Source organism: Streptomyces roseofulvus, assembly GCF_039534915.1.
GTDB lineage: Bacteria > Actinomycetota > Actinomycetes > Streptomycetales > Streptomycetaceae > Streptomyces > Streptomyces roseofulvus.
Map to the genome: position 1 here is coordinate 7593086 of NZ_BAAAWE010000001.1, position 24236 is coordinate 7617321.

The following is a 24236-nucleotide window of genomic DNA, read 5'->3' on the forward strand; positions in this document are numbered from 1 at the left end:
CGAATTTCGCAAGTGGTCACATCGCTCATAGGATCGAGGGGTGAACGAGAACCTGCCTCCCTGCCCCGAATGCTCCGGCGTCTACACCTACGAGATGGGCGCCCTGCTGGTCTGCCCCGAATGCGGCCACGAGTGGCCGGCCGCCGGTGAGGCCGCGGCCGCCGAGGGCGACACCGGCGGCGCCCAGGTGATCAAGGACGCCGTCGGCAACGTGCTGTCCGACGGCGACACCGTCACCGTCGTCAAGACCCTCAAGGTCAAGGGCAGCCCCACCGGCATCAAGGCCGGCACCAAGGTCCGCAACATCCGGCTCGTGAACGGCGTCGACGGCCACGACATCGACTGCAAGGTCGACGGCTTCGGGCCCATGCAGCTCAAGTCGAGCGTGGTCAAGAAGGTCTGACCGCGCCATGACCAGGACCGCGCCGCTCTACCAGCTGAAGGCGGAGTTCTTCAAGACGCTCGGCCACCCCGTCCGCATCCGCGTCCTGGAGCTGCTGAGCCTGCGCGAGCACGCCGTGTCCGAGCTGCTCGCCGAGGTCGCCGTCGAGCCCGCCCACCTCTCGCAGCAGCTCGCGGTGCTGCGGCGCGCGAACCTGGTCGTCGCCCGCCGCGAGGGCTCGGCCGTCCACTACTCGCTGACCGACCCGCGCATGGCGGAGCTGCTCGCGGTCGCCCGCGGCATCCTCTCCGGCGTCCTGGCCGGCCAGGCGGAACTCCTCGCCGACCTCCAGGCCTCGGCCGCACCGGAAGCACCTCCGGCCGCCTGAGGCGGTCAGGCCCCGGTCAGTTCCGGCAGCAGGTCGGGGTTGACGATCCGGAGGACCGTCGCCACCCGCGCGGGGTCGGCGGCCGCCCACAACACCCGCCGCGCCGCGCGGTACTTGGCCGCGAGTCGCTCCCGCTGCTCCGGCGGCAGCCCCGCCGCCCGGTCGGCGCGGCTGTTGTGCGCGTTGTCGGCGATCTTCACCAGCGCGGCGTCGGGGTCGCGCGCCACCCGCCGGATCTTCTCCTCGTACGCCGTGGGCGAGCCGTCCGGCTCGTTGGTGACGGCCTCGACGATCCGGACCACCCGGTCCGGGACCCCGGCGGCGCGCAGGTCCTCGGCCGTCCACGCCGTGTCCTCGACGACGTCGTGGAGGAGCCCCGCCATGGCCAGCTCGGGCCCGAACGGCGCGAGCCCCGCCGCGACGACCCGTACGTGTTCCACGTACGGGACACCGATCTTGTCGACCTGACCGGCGTGCGCCCGGTCGGCCAGTGCGTCCACTTCGGCGAGGGTCATCATGACCCCATCATCGCGGCACGCGCGCGCGTGCGGGAGCCATGCCGTGCGCGAGCCGTCGCACACTGTTCACGTGGGCCGGGAATTCCCCTGTGCGCGCGGCCCGTTGCCGTCGCATGACCCTTGGCGTAACGCTCAGCTCGACCAGCCGGCAGCTCCCCCTCGACGACACCGTGCAGCTCGCGCGCGAGGCCCGGGACGCCGGGCTGCACTCCGCGTGGTTCGGCCAGTCCTTCGCGTACGACTCGCCCATGCTGGCCGCGCTCGTCGGCCGCGAGGTGCCGGGACTGCAGGTGGGGACGGCCGCCCTCCCCGTGTTCGGCCGCCACCCGCTGCTCGTCTCCAGCCAGGCCCAGACGGCGCAGGCCGCCACCGGCGGCCGCTACCACCTCGGGCTCGCCCTGGGAACCCGGCACCTCACCGAGACCGCGTTCGGCCTCCCGTACCAGCGGCCGATCGGCCTGCTCAGGGAGTTCCTCACCGCCCTGCGGCCGCTCCTCGACAGCGGCGAGGCCGACTTCCACGGCGAGCTGCTGACCGCGACGACGCCGTACCCGGCGGCCGTTCCCGGCGCCCGGCCGCCGGTGCCGGTCCTGGTCGCGGCGATGGGGCCGCAGGCCCTGCGGGTCAGCGGCGAGCTCGCCGACGGCATCCTGCCGTTCCTCGCCGGACCGCGCGCCCTCGCCGAGCACATCGTCCCCGCCGTGACCGCCGCGGCGGAGGCGGCGGGCCGCCCCGCGCCCCGGATCGTCGCCCTCGTGCCCGGCGTCGTCACGGCCGACCCCGAGGGCCTGCGCCCCCGGGCCGCCGAAGCCCTCTCCCTCTACGAACGGATCCCCTCCTACCGCCGCGTCCTCGACCTCTCCGGCGCCGACCGTGCCGCCGACCTGGCCGTGCTGGGCGACGAGGAGACCGTCGCCGCCGAGGTCCGCCGCTACCACGAGGCCGGCGCCACCGAGGTGGTCTTCACGGCCACCGACCTCGGCGGCGAGGACGCGCGGAGCCGCACCTGGAAGCTGCTCGGCGCGCTCTCCGGGGCCTCCGGATGATCCGGGTCACCCGCGCTCCATATTCGAGCACCTGTTCGGTTGGGTGGGTATGCTGGGACCATGACCGCCGCACCACCGGACCTGCCCGGCTTCCAGGGATCCCTCTTCGGCCAGGGTGACGAACCCCGGCCCGGGCCCCTGGACGGGCTGCGGCGGACCCCGCTGGCCCGCGGGGCCTGGGTGGATCACCTGCCCGGCTGGTTCCAGGGGGCCGACGCGCTCTTCGGCGAGCTGGTCGGACGGGTGCCGTGGCGCGCCGAGGAGCGCCGGATGTACGACGACGTCGTCGCCGTCCCCCGCCTCCTCGCGCACTACCGCGAGGGCGAGACCCTGCCGCACCCCGCCCTCGCCGAGGCCCGCGAGGTCCTCGGCGCGCACTACGCGGACGAGCTCGCCGAGGGGTTCGCCACCGCGGGGCTCTGCCTCTACCGGGACGGGCGGGACAGCGTCGCCTGGCACGGCGACCGCACCGGACGCTCCTCGACCCGCGACACCCTGGTCGCCATCCTCTCCCTGGGTGACCCCCGCGACCTCGTGCTCCGCCCCCGCGGCGGCGGCCCGGTCGCCCTCCGCCTCCCGCTCGGCCACGGCGACCTGGTCGTGATGGGCGGGTCGTGCCAGCGCACCTGGGACCACGCCGTGCCCAAGACGAGCCGCGCGGTCGGTCCCCGGATCAGCGTCCAGTTCCGCCCGCGCGGCGTACGCTGACCCGGTCCGCACCGTCCGGATCATGGAACCGCCGGGAACGCCCCGGCCCCGACGATCCGGGAGGCGGTCGTCGTCAGCCGGAACTGGCCATGGTCGTCCGGCCCGCCGGAGACCGCCCAACGGCCTTCCACGGATGGCCCCGTCGCTTCAGGAGCACACAACTGCCCAGGAAGACGCCAGGGTTACCGGGATCCGGAGTCGTTGAATCCGGGGGTTGTGGGCCGGTTCGGGCGGGCAGGTTTGCAGCGTCACATGGCGGGAATTGTCGGCCGTCAGTGACAGCGGCAACATTACGAACGGATTCCGAGGACTGAAGGAGGTGGAGCGACCATGCCCCTGCATGCCGTCGAAATCCCCGAGTTGTGGATGCCTCACCCGCTCAGGGTCAATCCGCACCTGCCGGGCCTGCGGGCGGAGAGCGAGACCTGGGCCCGCGAGATGGGCATGCTCGACGCGGGCGACGGACGGTCCGACCGCCGTCCGATCTGGACCCAGACCCAGTTCCGGGCGATGACCGTGGACCTCCTCACCGCCTGGACGCTGCCCGACGCCGGCCCCGCCGCCCTCCGGCTCAACCACCGGTTCAACATCTGGGCGCTCGCCTGGGACGACTACTTCGCGCACGCCTTCAAGCGGACCAGCGACCTCCAGGGCGCCCACGACTTCACCGCCCGGCTCCACGCCTTCCTGCGCCCGGAGGAGGGCGCCCGGCTCCCCGACCCCGTCAACGCCGTCGAGCGGGGCATCGCCGACCTGCAGCGGCACCTCTTCCCGCCCCGGCTGAACCACTGGCGCCAGGAGTTCTGCCGGGCGCTGGCCCGCTACATCGACGCGGGCGTGGAGGAGCTGGCCAACAGCCGCTCCGGCCGCGTCCCCCACCTCATCGACTACGCGCCCTTCCGGCGCGACAGCTTCGCCGCCCACACCGCCCCGTACTCCGTCGAGCTCGCCACCGGAGCGCGAATACCCGAGCGGATCCGGCACAGCCGGACCGTCCGCGGCCTGACCGCCGCCTTCATGGACGTCATGGGCCTGGCGAACGACATCGCCTCCTACGAGCGGGAGGTCCACGAGGAACACGACGTGAACAACCTCGTCGTGGTCCTCGGCACCTCCCTCGGCATCCCCCTCCGCGAGGCGGTGCCGGCCTCCGTCCACCTCGTCAACTCCCGCATGCGCGACTTCGAACAGCTCCGCGAGGAGGACGTCCCGCTGCTCGCCCGGCGCGCCGGACTGAGCCACGACGAGCGGGCCGAACTGGACACCTGGCTGGGCGGGGCGTGCAGCTTCCTCTCCGGCCTGCACGCCTGGTACACCGGCGCCCCCCGGTACGTCCCCACCGAGCAGCCCTTCCCGGAACAGCGCCGGCCCGCTCCCGCCACCGCGGACGACTGGTTCGGAAGGGGGGCCGGCCGGCACACGCCGACACCCCCCTCCGCCGTGGGGCTCGGCCTCGACGCCGAGCCATGACCGCCTACCGCAGCCGCAGCAGCCGCAGCAGCCCGTCCCACCACGACGCCGACCGCGGCCCGGGCACGGCGGCCGGGACGGTCTCCGGCACCGCCTCCGGAGCCGGGGCCGGCGCGGGGACGGCGGCGAGCTGCGACGGCGGGGCCGCCGGCAGCGGTGCCTCGAACTGATGGGTCCGCGGTGCCCGGGGGGCGAAGGTGACCGGCAGCGCCGTCAGATGCCGCGCCCACGTGGAGGAACGCCAGGTGAGCTCCTCCTCCGGGATCGCCAGCACGATGTCGGGCAGCCGGGTGAGCAGGATGTCGATGCCGGTGTCGGCGATGATGCGGCCGACGTCCTGACCCGGGCACTCGTGGCTGCCGGCGCTGAACGACAGGTGCGCGCGGTTGTGGTGGACGGGCGCCGCCGGGTCCGGGCGGACCGCCCGGTCCATGTTGCCCGCGGCCAGGCCGAGCAGCAGCATGTCGCCCGCCATGATCCGCTGCCCGCCGAGCGTGGTGTCCCCGTTGGCGTACCGGGACGGGCAGACCATCAGCGGCGGCTCGTCCCACAGGACCTGTTCGACGGCCTCCGGCAGGGTCATCTGGCCGCCGGCCAGCGAACCGCGGAACCGCGGATCGGTCACCACCATCCGCAGCACGTTCGACATCAGGTTGGCGGTGGTCTCGTAGCCGGCCAGCAGGATCAGGCGCAGGTGCTGCACCACCTCCTCGTCGGTGAGCCCCGCCGGATGGGACATCAGCGCCGAGGCGATGTCCTGCCCCGGCTTGTCGCGCTTGTCCCGGACGAGCTGTTCCAGGCTCTCCACCACGAACGCGTTGCTCGCCAGCGAGGTCTCGGTGGCCTTGAAGAGGTCCCGGGCCGCCTGGACCAGCTTCGGCGCGGCCTCGTCGGACATGCCGAGCAGGTGGATGAGGGTGAGCATCGGCAGATGCTCGGTGAACCGGTCGACCAGCTCGGCCTCGCCGTCCTCGCAGAACGTGTCGATCAGCTCGTGGGCGAACCGGTTGATGCGCCGCCGGATCCCCCGGTGGTCGAACTGGTCGAGCGAGGCGGTGACCGCGCTGCGCAGCCGCTGGTGCTCCTCGCCGTCCGCGCAGACGCAGTCGGGACGCCAGCCGATCATCGGCATCAGCGGGGAGGTGGCCGGGTCGATCTCGCCGGTGCTCCAGCCGTGCCAGACCCGCGGGTCGCGGGAGAACTGGGTGGAGCGGGTGGCCACGTCACGGTTCTCGTTGTAGCCGAGGACCAGCCAGGCACGGACGTCGCCGTCGAGGAGGACCGGCGCCACCGGGCCGTGCTCGGCGCGCAGTTCCTCGTACAGGCCCATGGGGTCCGTCTCGGCGGCGGGGCCGTAGAGCCGGGCCGCCCCGCCGGGTCCGGTGGCGGCGTGGGCCGGGCAGCCGGGTGGCGGGACGAGCCCGCTCTCGTGCGGGGCGTGCTCGTGGGCGGGGAGGGTCATACGGTCTCCTGGGCGGCGATGGAGCACAGGTAGACCATCAGCGAGAGCAGGGCGTCCCGGCAGGACGCCCGGTCACGTGCGTCACAGGTGACGAGGGGGACGGACTCGCTGAGGGCCAGGGCCGTGCGCAATTCTGGTAGCGGGTACTGCGGGGCCTCGGGGAAGGTGTTGACGGCCACGACGAAGGGGACGCGGCGGTCCTCCAGGCGCGTGATGACCTCGAAGCAGACCTCGATCCTGCGGGTGTCGACGAGGACGACGGCGCCGAGCGCGCCCTCGAAGATCCCGTTCCACAGGAACCAGAACCGCTCCTGCCCCGGGGTCCCGAACAGGTAGAGGATCAGCTCCTCGTTGATGCTGATCCGGCCGAAGTCCATCGCGACGGTCGTGGTGGTCTTGCCGGAGGCGCCGGGATTGTGGTCGATCCCGACGCCGGCCTGCGTCATCTGTTCCTCGGTGGTCAGCGGAGGGATCTCGCTGACCGCTCCGACCATCGTGGTCTTGCCGACGCCGAAGCCGCCGACGACCACGACCTTGACGCCCCTGGCGCCGTGCGGCAGCAGCAGGTCGGTGTCGCGCGGTCCTGCCCTGAGCGTGTCAGAGTCTCCGTAGTCCATGGATCACCGCCTCCAATAGGCCGCGGTCGGGGAAGGCCGCGACGGGCACGGGTGCAATCGCCTCCACGCGTTCGTCGTCGACGAGCTGGGACAGCAGCACGGTGACGACGCTGAACGGGAGGCTGAGGTAGGCCGACACCTCGGCCACCGACAGCGGGTACTCGCACATGGAGAGGATGGCGGCCTGTTCGGGCTGCATCGAGGGTTCCGGTGCGGACCTGGTCGCGATGAGCGTGACGAGGTCGAAGGTCTTGGCAGAGGAGCCCTCGCCGCCGGTGATGACGTACAGCGGTACGGGGGTTCCCTCGTCCCAGGGATGGGGGTTGTCCGAAGTCACATCGCCTGCCGGACGACGTCTTCACGGGGCGGACTGGTCATGTGCCGGCCGATCCGGACCACGAGCGCGCGCATGCGGGCGCCGAGCAGGCCCGCGTCCACCTCCTCGTCGGCGAGGACGGCGAGGTAGGCGCCGGGGCCGGCCGCCATCAGGGAGAAGTAGCCGCCGTCGGCCTCGATCCCGACCATGTGGGTCGTGCCGTTGCCGTGCGGGAACATCTGGGCGATCGCGCGGGCCAGGCTCTGGATGCCGGAACAGGCGGCGGCGATCGCGTCGGCGGTGTCGGACGCGGTGTTGGCCTGGCCGATGCACAGGCCGTCCGAGGAGAGGACGACCACGTGCCGTACGTGCGGAACGCCGCCCACGAGCTCGGTGAGCATCCAGTCGATGTTGGGCAGTGGCTGCATGTTATTCGACCTCATCAGACGGCTGGCTGTGCGGAGTGGGGGAGTCGGTGCCCGCGTGCTTGTCGGCGTTGAACGCCTCCCACATCAGCCCGGGTTCGCGGGCGGACGTGCGGGGAGCGGGGGCCGGCTCGGGGCCGGTGCGGACGACCGGGGTCGGTACGGGGGTGTCGCGGCGGCGGCGCGGCAGACCGTTGAGGGTCTTCCCGTCGATGAACGGGTCCGCACCGTCGTCCAGCGACGGAAGGAGGGGGGCGGGCGCCGGCGGCGGCACGGGCAGCGGGGCCGGGGCCGGCGGCGGGACGGACGGGGTGCCGCGCTTCGGCAGCGGGCGGATCGGTCCGGCCGCGCGCTTCCGGGCGGGCTCAGGGGTTCTCACGACGGGCTTCTCCACCGTGGTGATCAGGCGCCGGGGTACGAGGATCACGGCCCGTACGCCTCCGTAGGCGGAGGGACGCAGGTCGACGTCGCAGCCGTGCTCGCGGGCCAGTCGGCTGACCACCGGCAGGCCGAGCTGCGTCACCTCGCCCAGTCCGGCCAGGAACATGCCCGACGCCGACTCCGTCATGACGCGGTTGATGCGGTGCCGGACCTCCTCGGTGAGGCCGACGCCGCGGTCCTCGATCTCGATCGCGATGCCCGAGGGCACCTCGACGGCGCTCACCTCCACGGGGGTGTGCGGCGGCGAGAACGACGTGGCGTTGTCGAGGAGCTCGGCGAGCAGGTGGATCAGCGGCTCGGCGCCGGGGCCGATGACCGCCGCCTCCGTGACCGACTGGAGCTTCACCCGCGGGTAGTCCACGATGCGCGACATGGCGCCGCGCAGCACGTCGTAGAGCGGGATGGGCTTCGACCACTGGCGGCCGGGGCGGGCGTCGCCGAGGACGGCGATGCTGGCCGCGAGGCGGCCGATGAGGGCGTTGCGGTGGTCGACGTCCTGGAGACCGCGGGCGAGCACCAGGTCCGTGCCGTGGACGATCTGCATCTCCCGCAGGTCCTTGGCGAGCTGGTGCACGATCGCCTGGACGCGGCGCGCGACGGCCACGAGCGCCCGCTGGGACGAGTCCCGGGTGTTCTCCTCGGCCTCCACCGCCTCCAGCAGGGTCCGCAGCGCTCCCCTGAGGGCGTCGGTGAACCCGTCGTCGAGGTGGTCGCCGAAACGGACGGAGTTCACGATCTCCGACGCCGGATCGCCCTTCTGGAGCCGGGCGACGGCGGCCGGCAGGAGCTCCTCGGCCAGCCACACGGTGGTGGTCCGCTGGTCGGCGAGGCGTCCGAGCAGCGCGGCCTCGCGCTCCGCGTGGGCCTGCTGCGCGGCCTGCACCGTGCGGGTGTGCCGGGCCGCCTCGGCCGCCCGCGCCAGACGCACGGTCAGCGCGGCGCTGCCGACGGTGAGGGAGACCGCCGCGAAGCCGTACCAGGCCACCGGTGTCCGTATCTCGGCAGGCGCGAAGAGCAGCCCTATGGCGAAGAGTGCGGCCAGGACCCCCGGCGGGACGAGCCACACCGGAGCCACCGCACCGGGCCTGGCTCTGGATGTTGAACCTGCGCGAACCATCAACGGTTTCCCTCAGCGTCTGGAATAGGAGAGGACTGAAGTGGCGCGACGAACCGGCAGGAAAGAGTGAACATGCGATCGATCGCGTACGCGTGCTCGAACGGGACCGTTTCCGGGTTCCTTCGCTCACACGTCGATGCCCGTGTCTCCCTGTGGCCGTGCTCCGTCTAGGCGCCCGCTCCCAGCGTTCATGACTCGCTGTGAGCGCGGCGCAACACATCTGCGGAGCATAGTCAGTTCGGGATTGGCGTGTGACCTCGATGGAAGGAAGGGTTCTATCAATCAAACTGGCCCTATAAGAGGGCAGAAATGCATAGCGAAAATGACAACAACTGATCAGGGTCAGTGCTTTTTACCGGTCATTCCGAAACGCAGGGGGAGCCGGAACGCGCGCCCGCCGCGCGCCCTCCGTCGCCCCTCCCGTTCGCCCTAACCCTCGCCCTCGCCGTCGCCCTCGGCCTCGCCCCTCGCCGTCGAGAGGGCCGCCGCCGGATCCCGGTCCGCCGGACCGACCGGGGACCAGCCGTCCCCCTCCCGCCGGTACGGCCACCACCGGCCGTCCTCGCCGAGCCGCAGCTGGGCCCGCGCCCCCGCTGCCGTCCATCGCGCCCCCGACCGGCTCAGCTCCGGGCGTTCGCCGTCCTCCCAGGCGTCGGCGAGCCGTGCCGAAGCCCGCGCCAGGGCCTCCTCGTCCGGGGCCCAGGACCCCTCCAGCACGGCGAGGGCCGCGACCCCTCCCCACCGCCACGCGCGCGTGGCGGCGTCCAGCTCCGCCCGCGACCGCCCGGTGCGGGAGGCCAGCCGCGCCGCCACCCACGCGGGCGGTCCGCCGGCCGCGAGCCGGACCGCGTCCTCGGCGACCGTCAGGTCCGCCGCCGGCCCGCCCACCGGGGCCGGACGCCCGGCCAGCAGTTCCGTCAGCAGCCGGTGGGCGCGGGCCGCCGTGTCGGCCGCCAGGAACTCCAGCGCGGCCGGCTCCACACCCGGCTCCGGATCCGTCTCCGTGTCCAGCGACGGCGGCTCCCCGGGCCCTGCCTCCGGCACCGGCGCGGCGGGCAGCGGCGGCAGAATGTCCCGCAGCGCGTACGCCTCCGCCGCCGAGACCCCGGCCGGAATGTCCGCCGCCCCGGCGTCCCGCGGCGCGTCCGGCGACGGGGTCCGGCCGCCCGCGCGGGCGGCGCTGCGGTCCTGGAGCGCGTCCACGACCGCCCGCTGGCCCCGCCCCCGCATGAGGAGCAGCGCGAACGGGTCCTCGTCCAGGATCCGGGCCATCTGGTGGCAGAGCGCCACCGTGTGCGGGCAGTGGTCCCACGCCTCGCAGCCGCACTCCGGCTCCAGGTCGCCGATGCCGGGCAGCAGTTCGACGCCGACGCCGGCCGCGTCCTCCACCAGGTGCGGCGGCACCTCGTGGTCGAGCAGCGCGGCGATGTGCCCGGCGCTGTCGACGGCGAGGTCGAGCAGCCGGTCCCACTCCTCGTCCGTCAGCGTGCGCACCAGCACGTCGCTGCGGTACGCCGTGCCGTCACGGTCCTGCACCACGGCGGTGATGCGCCCCGGCCGCACCGACACCGCGCCGACGGCCCCCGCGCGCGCGTGCGCCCGGCCCGCCTTCACCTGCCGGCCGTCCAGCGCCGTGTCCTCCAGCGCCTTCAGCCACGCCCGCCCCCACCAGGTGCGGGTGAACGCCCCGCCGCGCACCGGCGGCGGCACCGCGATGGTCAGCTCCTCGGCCCCGTGGCCCGTCCCGTACTCGCTCATCGTCCGTCCCCGTCCCCGCGCAGCCGGACCAGCTCCGCCAGTTCCGCGTCGGTCAGTTCGGTCAGCTCCGGCGGCGCGTCGCCCGACGTGCCCAGCACCGCGTCGGCCAGCTCGCGCTTGCGGTCGAGCAGGGCGGCGATCCGGTCCTCGACGGTCCCCTCCGCGACGATCCGGTGCACCTGCACCGGCCGCGTCTGCCCGATCCGGTACGCCCGGTCGGTGGCCTGCGCCTCCACGGCCGGGTTCCACCAGCGGTCGTAGTGCACCACGTGTTCGGCCCGGGTCAGGTTGAGCCCCGTCCCCGCCGCCTTCAGCGACAGCAGGAAGACCGGCACCTCGCCGTCCTGGAAGCGGGCCACCATCGCCTCCCGCTCGGCGACCGGGGTGCCGCCGTGCAGGAACTGCGTCCGCACCCCGCGCTCCGCCAGATGCGCCTCCAGGAGCCTGGCCATCCCGACGTACTGGGTGAAGACCAGGGTGCTCGCCCCCTCGGCGAGGATCGTGTCGAGGAGTTCGTCGAGGAGCTCCAGCTTCCCCGAACGGCCCGCGATCCGGGGCCGGTCCTCCTTCAGGTACTGCGCCGGGTGGTTGCAGATCTGCTTCAGCGAGGTCAGCAGCTTCACCACGAGCCCGCGCCGCGCCATGCCGTCGGCCGCCGCGATCGCGAGCAGGTTCTCGCGCACCACCGCCTCGTACAGACCGGCCTGTTCCGGCGTCAGGGAGACGGCCCGGTCGGTCTCGGTCTTGGGCGGCAGCTCCGGCGCGATCCCCGGATCGGACTTGCGGCGGCGCAGCAGGAAGGGACGGACCAGCGCGCCCAGCCGCTCCGCCGCGGCCGGGTCCGAACCGCCCTCGACGGCGGCGGCGTACCGGCGGCGGAAGGCACCGAGCCCGCCGAGCAGCCCCGGGGTCGTCCAGTCGAGGATGGCCCACAGCTCGGAGAGGTTGTTCTCCACCGGCGTGCCGGACAGCGCCACGCGCGCGCGTGCGCCGATCGTGCGCAGCCGGCGGGCCGTCGCCGAGTACGGGTTCTTCACGTGCTGGGCCTCGTCCGCCACGAGCAGCCCCCACGGCCGGGCGGCCAGCCGCTCGGCGTCGAGCCGCATGGTGCCGTACGTGGTGAGGACGACGTCCCCGTCCGCGAGCCCGTCGAGGTCGCGCGTGGTGCCGTGGAAGCGGCGCACGCGCGTGCCGGGCGCGAACCGCTCGAACTCCCGCTGCCAGTTGCCCATCAGCGAGGTCGGGCAGACGACGAGCGTCGGGCCCGCGGTGGCCGGATCGCCCTGCCGGTGCAGATGCAGCGCGATGAGGGTGATGGTCTTGCCCAGGCCCATGTCGTCGGCGAGGCAGCCGCCGAGGCCGAGCGAGGTCATCCGGTGCAGCCAGTTCAGTCCGCGCAGCTGGTAGTCGCGGAGGGTGGCGGCGAGCGCGGCGGGCTGCGGGACCTCGCGGACGCCGCCCTCGGGGTCCGCGAGGCGCTCGCGCAGCCGCTCCAGGGCGCCGGTCGCGACCACCTCGAACCGGCGGCCGTCGACCTCGGTGCTGCCGGTGAGGACGGCGGCGAGCGCGTCGACCGGCGACAGCTTGCGGTCCTGCCGCTCCCGGGCGCGCAGCACCTCCGCCGGATCGACCAGGACCCACCGGTCGCGCAGCCGCACGAGCGGCCGCCCGGCCTCGGCGAGCCGGTCCAGCTCGGAGCGCGTCAGCTCCTGGTCGCCCACGGAGAAACGCCAGTTGAAGGCGAGCAGCGCGTCGGCGGAGAGGAACGACGGCAGACCGCCGCCGGCTCCTCCGGTCTCCGCAGGACCGTCGCTCCACCCTGATCCCGCCCCGGTCGCCGGCTCCACCGGCCCGACCACCGCGCGCGCGGTCAGCCGGTCCGTCAGCTCGCGCGGCCAGTGGACGTGCATGCCGGTCGCGGCGAGCGCCCGGGACGCCGGTCCCAGCAGCTCGACGACCTCCTCGTCGGCCAGCTCCATCGCGTCCGGCACGGCCGCCGCGAGCAGCGGGGCCAGCGCCGGCCAGGCGCGCGCGGCCCGCCGCAGCGCCAGCAGGGCGTCCATCCGGGCGCGCGGCCCGAGCGCCGCCGCCGCCGGCCCGGCACCCGACCAGGCCTCTGCCGCGTCCACGACCACCGCCGGATCCGCGGCGGAGTGCAGCTGGAGCACGGCACGGAACGACGGAACCTCCGACGCGCCGGACCCGGAGCCGGCGCCGGACAGTTCGAGCCGGAGCGACAGCCGTACCCCCGCGTCGTGACCGGCCGCCAGATCGGCGGCCCACGGGCGCTGCTCGGGTACGGACTGCGCCGCCGCCGCGGCGAACGCCGGACCGCCGGCGGCGAGTTCCGCGGCCGGCGTACGGGGAAGGGTGTCGGCGACGGCGTCCAGGAAGGCGCGGAGCAGCGCCTCCGGCTCCGGCAGCAGCCATTCCTCCGGCTCGTCCGGCTCCTCCGCCCGACCCAGCGGGACGGCGTGCGCGGTCGGCGGCATCGACGCGGCGAGCGTCCGCAGCCGGTCCAGCTCCTCGGGCCCCAACGGCCCCGCCCGCCAGGCGTCATGACCCGCCGTCGTCACCCCGGGCAGCAGCAGTCCGCGCGCCGTGAGGTCCAGGGCGAGCAGGGCCGCGCCGCCCCAGAAGGCGGCCGCCGGGTCGGCGTCCCCGGCGAGCCGGGCGCGGGCGAGCAGCGGCAGGGCGTCCCGTACCGACAGGAGGAGCGCGGGGACCGGCACCGGCTGGAGCTCCGCCGCGTCCACCACGGTGATCTCGCCCCCCACCGCCCCCGGCGGGGCGGCGACGGGTGCGCCGTCGGGCGACCAGAGGGCGATCCGGCCCGCCCGGGGCGGATCGGCGGGGAGGAACACGGCGGCCGGTACGGCCGGGCCGGAGCACGGCGCGGAGGGTTCGGGAGCGGAGCCGGAGGACCGGAACGACGACGTCAACACATTCCCCACATATGACTGCCGGTGAGAGCGAGCGGCCGACCCTACCTCACGCCCGCCGCGGACCACGCGCCTCCGCGCGTGACGCCCGCCACAGGTGCCCCGGACCCGTGCCGGGGGTGGGGAAGGCCCCACCCCCGGGCCCCGGCCCGCACCAGCGCCCAGCCGGGTGGTGACGCCATGGTTCCGGACCGTCACCGATCCCTACGGTGAGGACCAAGGCCGCCCGCCCGTTGCGGACGGCCGTCGCCCCCGCCTCACAGAAGCCGGAGCCCCTCCATGTCCCAGGCCATCGCCACCGCCCCCGCCCCGGCGCCCGCCGCCCGGCCGCGGCGCGGCAGCGAGTTCTCCCCGCTCCTGCGCACGGTGAAGGACCAGGGGCTGCTCGACCATCGTCCCGGCTGGTACGCCCGGGACATCGCGCTCACCCTCCTCGGGATCGCCGCCGTCGCCGGCGGCCTCCTGCTGGCCGGACCGACCTGGTGGTCCGTCCTGCTCGCCGTGCCCCTCGCGGTGCTCTCGGCGCGTGCCGCCTTCGTCGCGCACGACGCCGGCCACGCCCAGGTCACCGCGGACCGCCGGGCCGGGCGCGCCGTCCAGCTCGTCCACGCCAACCTGCTCCTCGGCATGAGCCGCGAGTGGTGGAACGACAAGCACAACCGGCACCACGCCAACCCCAACCACCTCGACAAGGACCCGGACGTCGCCGCCGACGTCCTCGTCTTCGCCGAGCACCAGACCGCCGGCCGCACCGGCCTGCGCGGCTTCCTCACCCGCCACCAGGCCCTGCTCTTCTTCCCGCTGACCACCCTGGAGGGCCTCGCGCTCAAGCTGTACGGCGTCCAGGCCCTGCTCGCGAAGGACGGCCCCTACCGCACCCGGCGCGAGCGCCTCACCGAAGGCGCCCTGCTGCTGCTCCACTTCGCCGGGTACACGGCGCTGCTCCTCACCGCCCTCACGCCCGTCCAGGCGCTGGTCTTCGCGCTCGTCCACCAGATGCTGTTCGGCGTCCACCTCGGCATGGCCTTCGCCCCCAACCACAAGGGCATGGACCGGCCCGACCAGCACGAGGACGGCGACAGCTGGGGCCATCTGCGCCGGCAGGTGCTCACCTCCCGCAACATCCGGGGCGGCGTCCTCACCGACTGGTTCCTCGGCGGCCTCAACTACCAGGTCGAGCACCACCTCTTCCCGTCCATGCCCCGCCCCCACCTGCGGATCGCCCAGCCCGCCGTCCGCGCGCACTGCCGGGCCCTGGGCATCCCGTACACCGAGACCGGCTTCGTCGACTCCTACCGGCAGGCCCTCGGCCACCTGCACGAGGTGGGCGCCCCCCTGCGCGAGGAGCGCGCGGGACGCCCGGAGTAGGGTCGCGGGCGTCAGCGGTCACCGCAGAGAACCAGGGGGGTCTCCCGCATGGGCGACGGCACCGTCACCACGGTCAGCAGCAACGGCACCTATTCCTTCAGCAAGCCCAACCGCCCGTCGATCACGCTCCTCGCGGGGCTCGGCGTGGAGGGCGACGTGCACGCCGGAGTCACGGTCAAGCACCGTTCCCGGGTCGCGCAGGACCCGACGCAGCCGAACCTCCGGCAGGTCCACCTCATCCAGGCCGAGCTCTTCGACGAGGTCGCCGAGGCCGGTTTCGAGGTGGCCCCCGGCGACCTCGGCGAGAACGTCACCACCCGCGGCATCGACCTGCTCGCCCTGCCCACCGGCACCCGCCTCCGCCTCGGCGCCGAGGCCGTCGTCGAGGTCACCGGCCTGCGCAACCCCTGCGCCCAGATCGACGACTTCCGCCACGGACTGCTCAAGCAGGTCGTGGGCCGCGACGCCGACGGCGAGATCGTCCGCAAGTCCGGGATCATGGGCATCGTGCTGACCGGCGGCGAGGTCCGCCCCGGCGACCCGATCGCCGTGGAGCTGCCGGCCGAACCGCACCGCCCGCTGGACCGCGTCTGAGCCCGGCCGGGGCCCCCGGTCAGGAGGGGCGTACGGCCAGCGCGTCGAGCCCTTCGAGGAGGGCGGGCAGCCGGGGGCCCCGGGCCACCGGCAGCACCTCGCGCGGGTAGTCGTCGAGCAGCACGAAGGCCATGTCGTCGGTGCGGGCCACGAGCGACCAGCCGGGGCCGTCGGCGCGGAGCATCCGCGCGCCCTCCCCGGCGAAGCCGGACCGCACCCGGCCGACCGGCGGCGGCTCCTTCAGATAGCTCCGCAGCTCGTCCAGGGCGCGGCGCACCTGGGCGTACGGGCCGGTCGGCTCTTCCCGCGCGGCCTCGTCCGGCTGCGCCGCGGCGGGTGGCGGCTCGATCTGACCGCGCCATTCCTGCCAGTGCCGGGCCACCTCGTCGGCGCCGAGCCGCCGCTGGGCGGGGCCCCACTCGTCCTCGGCGGGCGGTGCCAGCGGGGCGGGGTCGCCCGCCTCCGGCGCGGGGTCGTGCGGGTCGGGGAGGCCGGGGGCCCGGGTGGCCACGGCGAGCGGCCAGCCGGGCAGTCCGGCGACGACGGACCCCTCGTCGGGCGAGAGGTCGTAGGCCATGCCGCAGTCCCAGGAGGCAATGGCGACCGCGACCAGCGAGACGTCGTCGATCACGACCGTCCAGCGGGCGCCGAGCCCGTCCTGGCCGAAGACGAGCCCGTACCCCGTCTCGTACGGTTCGAGGCCCAGGGCGGCGCAGGCCGCCGGGTAGTCGTCGCCGAGCACGCTGGGGAACTGCGCGGGCGTGAGCAGGCACGCGGTCAGCACGTACAGCGAGTCCTCGCCCGCCGCCGGTTCCGTCGCCGCCACGGCACCCTCCCCATCTCGTCGCCCATCGGATCGTCGGCGCACCTTAACCAGTGAGTAACCCGCGCGTCGAGGGTCCCCGGGGTGTGAGACTCAGCGCTCCCTGATCCCGAGCAGCGAGCGGGCGACGGTCTCGGGCGTCTGGTTGCGCTCCCGGGCGAGGGTGAGCACGGCGCGGCAGGCCAGCTCGTTGACGCCGAAGGTGAGCTGGCCGGGGGAGACCCAGGCGACGGCCTCGTCCATCCGGTCCTGGTCGTCCTCGGCGCAGGCGGCCACGTAGACCGCCGCGGCCTCGAAGAGGTTGCGGCCCTGGCGCCCGGAGCGGGCGGCTGGGGCGGCCTCGCTCCCGGAAGCGCGTCGGGCGGAGGGGAGGAGCTTGCGCATGCGTTCCGCTATCCGTGCCACGGCCTGCCGCCTTTCCCCGGACAGGGCTGCCCGGCACTTCCACGGTAGACAGGGAAGTGCCGGGACAGAAGGGGGCGTTGGGAGCCGGCCCGGCCCGCGGCGCGGGCGGCGGATTCCTCCTTGGAGCCGGCCGCCGCGTCCGGACGGCCGTTCCGGCACGCCCCGGCGCTCAGTCCTCGCGGACGGCCAGGGCGAGGTAGCGGGCGTCCTCGTCCACGTACGAGACGAGCCGCCAGCCGGCCTCGGCGAGCACCGGGCGCAGCCGCGGCTCGGCCCGCAGGTCGTCGGGGGTGATCTGCCGGCCGTGCCGGGCGGCGAGGGCGGCCCGCCCGATGGGATGGAAGAGCGCGAGACGGCCGCCGGGCCGGACCACCCGGGCGAGTTCCCGCAGACCGGCGGCCGGATCGGCCAGGTGGGAGACGAGGCCCGCGCCGAAGACCGCGTCGAGTGCGCCGTCCCGCAGCGGCAGCCGGCCGACGTCGGCCAGGAGCAGGGTCCCGGCACCCCCGGGGCCGCGCCGCCCGGCCCGTACCGCCTCGGCCAGCATCTCCGGGGTGAGGTCGGCGCCGATGACCGTGCCCGACGGCCCGACGGCGGTACGCAGCGGGGGCAGCGCCCGGCCGGTGCCGCAGCCCGCGTCGAGCACGGCGTCGCCGGGGCGCAGTCCGAGGTCGGCGACGGCGGCCGCGTAGGCGGGGCCGTCGTCGGGGAACCGGCTGTCCCAGTCGGCCGCGCGGGTGGCGAAGAACGCTCGTACGTCTGTGGGGTCATCGCTCATGCGCCCATGATCGCCCACCCCTGGGTGTGAACGTTCTGTGTGCACGTTCGAACGTCGTCCGATCGATCCGGTACTTCTCTCCGTCATATTCCAGCAGCTTTCGAAATGCGCCCCCTGTGCGCCCCCTCGTGCGCACTAGCGTCCCCCAGTCATGGGACACCTGGACCACGCCACCTTCGGCTGGCTGACACCTGTGCTGTCGTACGCGATGGCCTGCATCGGCGCCGCCCTGGGGCTGCGCTGCACCGTGCGCGCGCTCGACGCGACCGGCCGGTCGCGACGGAACTGGCTGCTCACCGCCGCCTCCGCGTTCGGCACCGGCATCTGGACGATGCACTTCGTGGCGATGCTCGGCTTCGGCGTCGCCGGCACCGACATCCGCTACAACGTGCCGCTCACCATCCTCAGCCTCCTCATCGCGATGGGCGTCGTGGGCGTCGGCGTCTTCGCCGTGGGTTACGGACGCGACCGCGTGCGATCGCTTCTGATCGGCGGCCTGACGACCGGGATCGGCGTCGCGAGCATGCACTACATGGGCATGGCCGCCCTCCGCCTCCACGGCACCGTCCACTACGACCCGCTGCTCGTCGCCCTCTCGGTCGCCATCGCGGTCGTCGCCGCCACCGCGGCCCTCTGGGCGGCCCTCAACATCCACGCCCCGATCGCGGTCGCGCTCGCCTCCGTCGTCATGGGAGCGGCCGTCAGCAGCATGCACTACACGGGCATGTTCGCGGTCCGCGTCGACGTCGTCCCCTCCTCGGCGGACCTCCCCGGCGCCACCGTCATGCAGTTCATCTTCCCGCTGGCCGTCGGCCTCGGCTCGTACCTCTTCATCACCTCCGCCTTCGTGGCCCTCTCCCCGACGGCCGGGGAACGGGCCGCGTACGCCTCCGCCGAACGCCTCACCGAACCGGACGAGCGCGCGGTCGACGTGGCACCGCCCGGATTCCGCGCCGGCCGCGACCCCCTCCGTACGCCGGCCCCCTGACCATCCGGCCGTCCCCCCGACCACGGACCACCGGTCCGCCCCCTCGACCAGCCGACCGCCGCCTCCCGTCCCTTCCACCCCGTCTCCCGGATTCCCCACCCTCCCCCTCCAGCCGGAACGAGGAGCCCATGCGAACTCCCCGCAAGAACCAGGACGCCGTGGCGCCCGCGCCGCCGGCGACCGCACGCGGGCGGCGCGCGCACGCCGGGCCGCCCGCCGACGAACCGGAACCGCGCCCCGCCGACGCCGGCCCCGACACCCCGACCGACGCCGGCGCCCCGGCGGAGGGCCCCGGGAGCGACGCCGTCGCGCCACCCGCCGAGCACTCCCGGCGACGCGGCCTGCGGCCCCGTACCGTGCGCGCCAAGATCGTGTCGCTCCTCATGGTCCCCGTCGTCTCGCTCCTCGCCCTCTGGGGCTTCGCCACCGTCACCACCGCCCAGGACATGGCCCGGATCCGCCAGCTGCAGCGCGTCGACGACGACATCCGCGGACCGGTGTCCGCCGCCGTCGCGGCCCTCCAGGACGAACGCCGCGCAGCCCTGCGGCAGATCGCCGCTCCGGGCGCCGCCCGCGCCGCCGACCTCGAGGACCGGATCCGCCGCACCGACGAGGCCGTCGCCCGGCTCCGGCTCGGCGACGGCCACACCGTCGGCGACTCCGGCGACCTGCCCCCCGACGTCGCCGACCGCGTCGGCGCCTTCGTCCGCGAGGCCCAGGGCCTCACCCGGACGCGCACCGCCGCCGCCGGCGGCCGCGGCGACTGGGACCGGGTCTACGCGGAGTACACCACCGCGGTCTCGGCCGGATTCGCCGTCGGCGGAGCCCTCAGCGGCATCCAGGACACCGGCCAGGGCTCCCACGCGCGCGTGCTCCTCGAACTCGCCCGCGCCTCCGAGATGCTCGCCCGCGAGGACGCCCTCCTCGGCGCCGCCCACCTCACCGGCCGGCTGACCGCCGCCCGCCAGCGCGCCTTCACCGGCGCCGTCGAGACCCGCCGCACCCTCCTCGCCTCGGCCACCGCCGACCTGCCGCCGGCCGGCCGGGACGCCTGGAACCGGCTCGCCGCCGACACCGACCACACCCGGCTCACCGCCGCCGAGGACCGGGTCTCCGCCGCCGCCGACGGGCGGCCCGCCGCCCAGGCCGCGCCCTCCGCCGACTGGGACCCCGCCCTCGCCGCCGTACGCACCGGGCTCGCCACCGTCGAGAGCGACGCGCGCGCCGCCGCGACCGACGCCACCGGCCCCTTCACCGGCGGCATCCTCAGCCCGGCCGGCGCCGCCGTCGTCCTCGGCCTCGCCGCCGTCGCCGCCTCCCTCGTCATCTCGGTCCGGATCGGCCGCGGGCTCGTCGTCGAACTCGTCAGCCTCCGCAACACCGCCCTCGGCATCGCCCGCCGCAAACTCCCCGCCGCCATGAGCCGGCTCCGCGCGGGAGAGGAGATCGACGTCCAGGCGGAGGCCCCGCCGGGACCCGCGCCCCAGGACGAGATCGGTCAGGTCGGCGAAGCGCTCACCACCGTCCACCGGGCCGCCCTCTCCGCCGCCGTCGAACGCGCCGAACTCGCCAGCGGCATCTCCGGCGTCTTCGTCAACCTCGCCCGCCGCAGCCAGGTCCTCGTCCACCGCCAGCTCAACCTCCTGGACAGCATGGAGCGGCGCGCCGACGACCCCGGCGAACTCGGCGACCTCTTCCGCCTCGACCACCTCACCACCCGGATGCGCCGGCACGCCGAGAGCCTGATCATCCTCAGCGGCGCCGCCCCCGGCCGCGCCTGGCGCATGCCGGTGCCGCTGACCAACGTCGTCCGCGCCGCCGTCTCCGAGATCGAGGACTACGCGCGCGTGGAGGTGCGCAGGCTCCCCGAGACCGCCGTCGCGGGCGCCGCCGTCGCCGACCTCACCCACCTCCTCGCGGAACTGATCGAGAACGCCGCCCAGTTCTCCCCGCCCCACACCAAGGTCCGGGTCAGCGGCGAACCCGTCGGCAACGGCTACGCCCTGGAGATCGAGGACCGGGGACTCGGCATGGGCAAGGAGAGCCTCGCCGAGGCCAACGCCCGCATCGACCACTCCGAGGCCCTCGACCTCTTCGACAGCGACCGGCTCGGCCTCTTCGTCGTCAGCCGTCTCTCCTCCCGGCACGCCATCAAGGTCCATCTGCGGCCGTCCCCGTACGGCGGCACCACCGCCGTCGTCCTGCTGCCCACCGACCTCCTCCAGGGCGCCCTCCCGCCGGCCGGCGACACCGCCGACGCGGGGGCCGCCGCACCGGGCGAGGAGCGTGCCGCCCGCGAACAGGCCGAGGCCCACCGCGCGGAGGCCCGCCGCTTCGCGGGACCGCCGGACGACCCCCGTACCCCCGCCGCCGCCCCGAAGGCCCTCGCCGGCGCTCCTGCCGCCCCCGCCGCACCGGAGGCCGCGGGTGCCCCCCTCGCCCCGCCCCCGCCGGGCCGGCCGCAGCCCCTGCCGCGCCCGGCGGCCGTCCCCGCGCCGGCCCCGGACGCCGGGCCCGCCGCCGTACCGCCGTCCGCGCCGCCCTCCGTGCCGGCGGGCGTGACCGCCCTGAGGCCGCGCGGAGGCCCTGTCGTACCGGCGCGTTCGTCGCAGTCGCCGCCCTCGCCGTCGCCGTCCGAGCACGACCGGAGTGTGGACGCCGACACCGGCCTGCCCCGCCGCGTCCGGCAGGCGAGCCTCGTCCCGCAGCTGCGGGAGGTGCCCGCACCGGCCCCGGTCCCCGCGCCCGCCGCCCCCGGCACGCCGGAACGGACACCCGAGCAGGTACGCGACCGGATGGCCGCCTACCGCGACGGCTGGCAGCGCGGCGGCGGGCCCGCGCCGGGCGCCCGGCGGCCGCTCGGCGGCGGCGCACCCTCCGCGGTCGGCGCACCGGCCGGGACCGACCCCGGCCGCGTCACGCGCCCCTACGCCGATCCCGCGCTCCACGCGGACTCCGCGTCCCACGGAGCCGCCCCCCACGGCGCCCCGCACGACCCGCGCGGCGACGCACGCGCGCGTACCGACCTCGGCCCGTACTTCGGTGCCCGCGCCAACCCGCCCCAGGACCCCCGATCCGAAGGAGACGACGCATGATCGACCACGAGAGGGTCTCCCACCACCGCTCCGGCGAACTCGACTGGCTCCTCGACGATCTGGTGAACAGGGTGCGCGACGTCCGCCACACGGTGGTGCTCTCCAGCGACGGCCTCGCGGTCGGCGCCTCCAGCGGACTCAGCCGCGAGGACGCCGAACACCTCGCCGCCATCGCCTCCGGATTCCACAGCCTCGCCAAGGGCGCCGGACGCCAGTTCCACACCGGCGGCGTCCGGCAGACCATGGTCGAGATGGACGACGGCTTCCTCTTCGTCGCCGCCGCCGGCGACGGCTCCTGCCTGGCCGTCCTCAGCTCCGTCAGCGCCGACATCGGCCTCATCGCCTACGAGATGGCCCGGCTGGTCAAACGCGTCGGCGAACACCTGCACACCCCGCCGCGGCTCGCGGCCACCCCGCCGGCCGCCGGCTGACCGGAGACCCCCATGACCATGGACAGCACCGGCGACACCGCCGGCGGCGGACCGCCCGCACCGGGCAGCCACTGGTACGACGCCGACGCCGGGCCGCTCGTCCGGCCGTACGCGATGACCGGCGGCCGCACCAAACCCGGCCCGAGCAACGTGCGGTTCGACCTCATCGCCCTCGTCGTCGTCGACGACGACCCGCCGGGCCCGGCCGAGGAGGCCGTCCTCGGCCCCGAACACCGCGCCCTGCTCACCCTCTGCCGGGCCGAGACCCAGTCGGTGGCCGAACTCGCCGCCGACGCCGACCTCCCCGTGGGCGTCGTCCGGGTCCTTCTCGGCGACCTCCTCGAATCGGGCTTCGTACGCGTCAGCAGGCCCGTACCGCCCGCGCAGCTCCCCGACGAACGCATCCTGAGAGAAGTGATCGATGGCCTACGAGCGCTCTGACAGCACCGGCGCGGACGGCGGCGACACCGCTCTCGCCCTGAAGATCCTGGTCGCCGGCGGGTTCGGCGTCGGCAAGACCACGCTGGTCGGCGCGGTCAGCGAGATCCGCCCGCTGCGCACCGAGGAACGGCTCAGCCGGGCGGGCGAACTCGTCGACGACACCGGGGGAGTGGCCCAGAAGACCACCACGACGGTCGCCATGGACTTCGGCCGGATCACGATCCGCGCGGGACTCTCGCTGTACCTCTTCGGCACCCCGGGCCAGGACCGCTTCTGGTTCCTCTGGGACGAGCTCTCGCAGGGCGCCCTGGGCGCGGTGGTGCTCGCCGACACCCGGCGGCTGGAGGACTGCTTCCCGGCGGTCGACTACTTCGAGCACCGCAAGATCCCGTTCGTGGTGGCCGTCAACTGCTTCGAGGGCGCCCGTTCCTACGGGGCGCAGGACGTGTCCCGCGCCCTGGACCTGGACCGGGGGACGCCCGTGGTGCTGTGCGACGCGCGCGACCGGGACTCCGGCAAGGAGGTCCTCATCCGGGTCGTCGAGTACGCCGGGCGGATGCACACCGCCCGGCTCCTCGACACGGTCGGCTGAACCGGCGGGCGACCGGCCCCCGCCGGGAGGTCAGTCGGACACCCCGCCCGCCGACGTCACCTTCTCGATCTTCACCCGGACGACGAGCTCGCCCGGCACGCCGTTGCGGGCGCCGAACTCCGCGGCGCGGTCCTCGCCCATGTAGCGGCCGCCGATCCGGGTGGCCCAGTGGACCAGCTCCTCGGGGTCCTCGCTGAGCTCGGCCACACCGCTGAGGGTGACGTACGAGAACGGCGGGGCGTCGTCGTCGACGCAGAGGGAGACGCGGCCGTCCCGGGCGAGGTTGCGGCCCTTCACGGTGTCCTTGCCCGTGTTGAACACGAAGGCGTCGCCGTCCAGTACGAACCACACCGGCACGACGTGCGGGCTGCCGTCCGCGCGCACGGTCGCGAGCTTGCCGGTACGGGTCCCCCGGGACACGAAGTCCCGCCACTGTTCCTCGCTCATTCTCGTCATGCGCCCATCGTGCGGCACGCGGTGGCCTGACGGCGGCACACCCGGGCCGACCGGGGTGCTTGCCCTGTCCACGACAGTGCGTAAGGCTTGCCGCGACACGCGGTCCGTACCGGCGCACGCGGGCACGGGGCCCGGCCGGCGCGGCCGCAACGACGAGGGGGAGGACCACATGGCGCTGGACAAGGGGCTCGACTGGCTCCTGGACGATCTGACCCGCAGGGTCGGACCGATACGGCACGCACTGGTGCTGTCGAACGACGGACTGGTGACCGGCGCGAGCAGCGAACTCGCCCGGGAGGACGCGGAGCACCTGGCCGCCGTCTCCTCCGGCCTGCACAGCCTGGCGCGCGGCTCCGGCCGGCACTTCCGGGCGGGCCGGGCCCGGCAGACGATGGTCGAGTTCGACGAGGCGCTGCTCTTCGTCACGGCGGCGGGCGACGGCAGCTGCCTCTGCGTGCTGAGTGACGCGGAGGCGGACGTCGGCCAGGTCGCCTATGAGATGACGCTGCTGGTCAACCGGGTCGGTGAGCACCTCGGCGTCTCCGCGCGGCAACCGGGCGGTCCGGCGGTCTGACGGTCGCGGCGCGCGGTTGTCCACAGGCGGTTGTCCACAGGGCGCCCACCCTTCGTCACTCTCCGTTACCTTCGTGGGTGTCGGGTTCACCGGAACCCGTC

At 74.7% G+C, this 24236-nt stretch carries 25 protein-coding genes; 13 read left to right on the forward strand and 12 right to left on the reverse strand.

All coding sequences use genetic code 11. From position 1 onward, the window contains the following. Positions 1-40: 40 nt before the first annotated feature. Both ABFY03_RS34955 and ABFY03_RS34960 read left to right on the forward strand, forming a co-directional pair. Positions 41-403, forward strand: coding sequence for a zinc ribbon domain-containing protein YjdM (locus tag ABFY03_RS34955; RefSeq protein WP_319012227.1), 363 nt, complete (start codon positions 41-43; stop codon positions 401-403). A 7-nt stretch (positions 404-410) separates the two neighbouring features. After that, on the forward strand, positions 411-770 hold the full coding sequence (locus ABFY03_RS34960) for an ArsR/SmtB family transcription factor (protein ID WP_319012228.1): 360 nt from the start codon (positions 411-413) through the stop codon (positions 768-770). A 5-nt stretch (positions 771-775) separates the two neighbouring features. Here the strand turns inward: ABFY03_RS34960 and ABFY03_RS34965 are convergent, their stop codons facing one another. Continuing rightward, positions 776-1288: an HD domain-containing protein gene (locus tag ABFY03_RS34965; RefSeq protein WP_346171866.1), complete on the reverse strand. Its 513-nt coding sequence runs from the start codon at positions 1286-1288 to the stop codon at positions 776-778. Between the two features lie 113 nt (positions 1289-1401). Here ABFY03_RS34965 and ABFY03_RS34970 point away from each other — a divergent pair, with 113 nt between their 5' ends. The 3 genes from ABFY03_RS34970 to ABFY03_RS34980 all read left to right on the forward strand — a co-directional run bounded on the left by ABFY03_RS34970 (position 1402) and on the right by ABFY03_RS34980 (position 4512). Then, the gene (locus ABFY03_RS34970) at positions 1402-2334 is read left to right on the forward strand and encodes an LLM class F420-dependent oxidoreductase (RefSeq protein WP_346171867.1); all 933 of its coding nucleotides are present in this window, start codon (positions 1402-1404) and stop codon (positions 2332-2334) included. Positions 2335-2394: 60 nt separating this feature from the next. After that, a complete protein-coding gene (locus ABFY03_RS34975; protein ID WP_319012231.1) occupies positions 2395-3042 on the forward strand; it encodes an alpha-ketoglutarate-dependent dioxygenase AlkB in 648 nt (215 codons plus the stop codon). A gap of 330 nt (positions 3043-3372) precedes the next feature. After that, on the forward strand, positions 3373-4512 hold the full coding sequence (locus tag ABFY03_RS34980; protein WP_346171868.1) for a terpene synthase family protein: 1140 nt from the start codon (positions 3373-3375) through the stop codon (positions 4510-4512). Between the two features lie 4 nt (positions 4513-4516). Here the strand turns inward: ABFY03_RS34980 and ABFY03_RS34985 are convergent, their stop codons facing one another. The 7 genes from ABFY03_RS34985 to ABFY03_RS35015 form a co-directional block, all read right to left on the reverse strand. After that, the gene (locus ABFY03_RS34985) at positions 4517-5974 is read right to left on the reverse strand and encodes a cytochrome P450 (RefSeq protein ID WP_346171869.1); all 1458 of its coding nucleotides are present in this window, start codon (positions 5972-5974) and stop codon (positions 4517-4519) included. Beyond that, a complete protein-coding gene (locus ABFY03_RS34990; protein ID WP_319012234.1) occupies positions 5971-6591 on the reverse strand; it encodes a GTP-binding protein in 621 nt (206 codons plus the stop codon). Before ABFY03_RS34990 ends, ABFY03_RS34985 begins: the two co-directional genes overlap by 4 nt. Next, positions 6572-6928 carry a DUF742 domain-containing protein gene (locus tag ABFY03_RS34995; protein WP_031012350.1) on the reverse strand — a complete coding sequence of 119 codons (357 nt, stop codon included), beginning with the start codon at positions 6926-6928 and terminating at the stop codon, positions 6572-6574. Before ABFY03_RS34995 ends, ABFY03_RS34990 begins: the two co-directional genes overlap by 20 nt. Next, entirely contained in the window at positions 6925-7335 is a 411-nt protein-coding gene (locus tag ABFY03_RS35000; RefSeq protein ID WP_031012348.1) for a roadblock/LC7 domain-containing protein, read from the reverse strand. Before ABFY03_RS35000 ends, ABFY03_RS34995 begins: the two co-directional genes overlap by 4 nt. 1 nt (position 7336) lies before the next feature. Beyond that, positions 7337-8848, reverse strand: coding sequence for an ATP-binding protein (locus ABFY03_RS35005; protein WP_346171870.1), 1512 nt, complete (start codon positions 8846-8848; stop codon positions 7337-7339). Between the two features lie 471 nt (positions 8849-9319). After that, positions 9320-10648, reverse strand: coding sequence for an SWF or SNF family helicase (locus ABFY03_RS35010; protein ID WP_319012236.1), 1329 nt, complete (start codon positions 10646-10648; stop codon positions 9320-9322). Beyond that, a complete protein-coding gene (locus ABFY03_RS35015; RefSeq protein ID WP_386723803.1) occupies positions 10645-13593 on the reverse strand; it encodes a DEAD/DEAH box helicase in 2949 nt (982 codons plus the stop codon). The genes ABFY03_RS35010 and ABFY03_RS35015 overlap by 4 nt, the downstream gene beginning before the upstream one ends. Before the next feature lie 276 nt (positions 13594-13869). On the opposite strand from ABFY03_RS35015, the gene ABFY03_RS35020 reads away from it, so the two are divergent. Continuing rightward, the gene (locus tag ABFY03_RS35020; protein ID WP_346171871.1) at positions 13870-14958 is read left to right on the forward strand and encodes a fatty acid desaturase family protein; all 1089 of its coding nucleotides are present in this window, start codon (positions 13870-13872) and stop codon (positions 14956-14958) included. Between the two features lie 48 nt (positions 14959-15006). After that, positions 15007-15552, forward strand: a complete 546-nt coding sequence (locus ABFY03_RS35025) for an MOSC domain-containing protein (protein ID WP_319012238.1) — start codon at positions 15007-15009, stop codon at positions 15550-15552. A gap of 19 nt (positions 15553-15571) precedes the next feature. Here the strand turns inward: ABFY03_RS35025 and ABFY03_RS35030 are convergent, their stop codons facing one another. The 3 genes from ABFY03_RS35030 to ABFY03_RS35040 all read right to left on the reverse strand — a co-directional run bounded on the left by ABFY03_RS35030 (position 15572) and on the right by ABFY03_RS35040 (position 17558). Then, positions 15572-16378 (reverse strand): hypothetical protein, encoded by an 807-nt coding sequence (locus tag ABFY03_RS35030; protein WP_319012239.1) that lies wholly within the window; start codon positions 16376-16378, stop codon positions 15572-15574. A gap of 90 nt (positions 16379-16468) precedes the next feature. Then, positions 16469-16759: a hypothetical protein gene (locus ABFY03_RS35035; RefSeq protein WP_346171872.1), complete on the reverse strand. Its 291-nt coding sequence runs from the start codon at positions 16757-16759 to the stop codon at positions 16469-16471. A 190-nt stretch (positions 16760-16949) separates the two neighbouring features. Then, positions 16950-17558 carry a class I SAM-dependent methyltransferase gene (locus tag ABFY03_RS35040; RefSeq protein ID WP_319012241.1) on the reverse strand — a complete coding sequence of 203 codons (609 nt, stop codon included), beginning with the start codon at positions 17556-17558 and terminating at the stop codon, positions 16950-16952. Positions 17559-17709: 151 nt separating this feature from the next. On the opposite strand from ABFY03_RS35040, the gene ABFY03_RS35045 reads away from it, so the two are divergent. The 5 genes from ABFY03_RS35045 (at position 17710) to ABFY03_RS35065 (ending at position 23105) form a co-directional block, all read left to right on the forward strand. Next, positions 17710-18546 (forward strand): MHYT domain-containing protein, encoded by an 837-nt coding sequence (locus ABFY03_RS35045; RefSeq protein WP_346171873.1) that lies wholly within the window; start codon positions 17710-17712, stop codon positions 18544-18546. A 128-nt stretch (positions 18547-18674) separates the two neighbouring features. Next, positions 18675-21641, forward strand: a complete 2967-nt coding sequence (locus ABFY03_RS35050) for a sensor histidine kinase (protein WP_346171874.1) — start codon at positions 18675-18677, stop codon at positions 21639-21641. Further along, positions 21638-22072 (forward strand): roadblock/LC7 domain-containing protein, encoded by a 435-nt coding sequence (locus ABFY03_RS35055; RefSeq protein WP_319012244.1) that lies wholly within the window; start codon positions 21638-21640, stop codon positions 22070-22072. Before ABFY03_RS35050 ends, ABFY03_RS35055 begins: the two co-directional genes overlap by 4 nt. A gap of 12 nt (positions 22073-22084) precedes the next feature. Next, positions 22085-22513, forward strand: coding sequence for a DUF742 domain-containing protein (locus tag ABFY03_RS35060; RefSeq protein WP_319012245.1), 429 nt, complete (start codon positions 22085-22087; stop codon positions 22511-22513). Continuing rightward, complete coding sequence (locus ABFY03_RS35065) at positions 22494-23105, forward strand: GTP-binding protein (RefSeq protein WP_346171875.1); 612 nt, start codon at positions 22494-22496, stop codon at positions 23103-23105. The genes ABFY03_RS35060 and ABFY03_RS35065 overlap by 20 nt, the downstream gene beginning before the upstream one ends. Positions 23106-23135: 30 nt before the next feature. On the opposite strand, the gene ABFY03_RS35070 is transcribed toward ABFY03_RS35065, so the two are convergent. Then, positions 23136-23561, reverse strand: coding sequence for a PPOX class F420-dependent oxidoreductase (locus ABFY03_RS35070; protein ID WP_319012247.1), 426 nt, complete (start codon positions 23559-23561; stop codon positions 23136-23138). A 169-nt stretch (positions 23562-23730) separates the two neighbouring features. Here ABFY03_RS35070 and ABFY03_RS35075 point away from each other — a divergent pair, with 169 nt between their 5' ends. Continuing rightward, on the forward strand, positions 23731-24135 hold the full coding sequence (locus ABFY03_RS35075; protein ID WP_319012248.1) for a roadblock/LC7 domain-containing protein: 405 nt from the start codon (positions 23731-23733) through the stop codon (positions 24133-24135). The last annotated feature ends 101 nt before the right edge of the window (positions 24136-24236 follow it).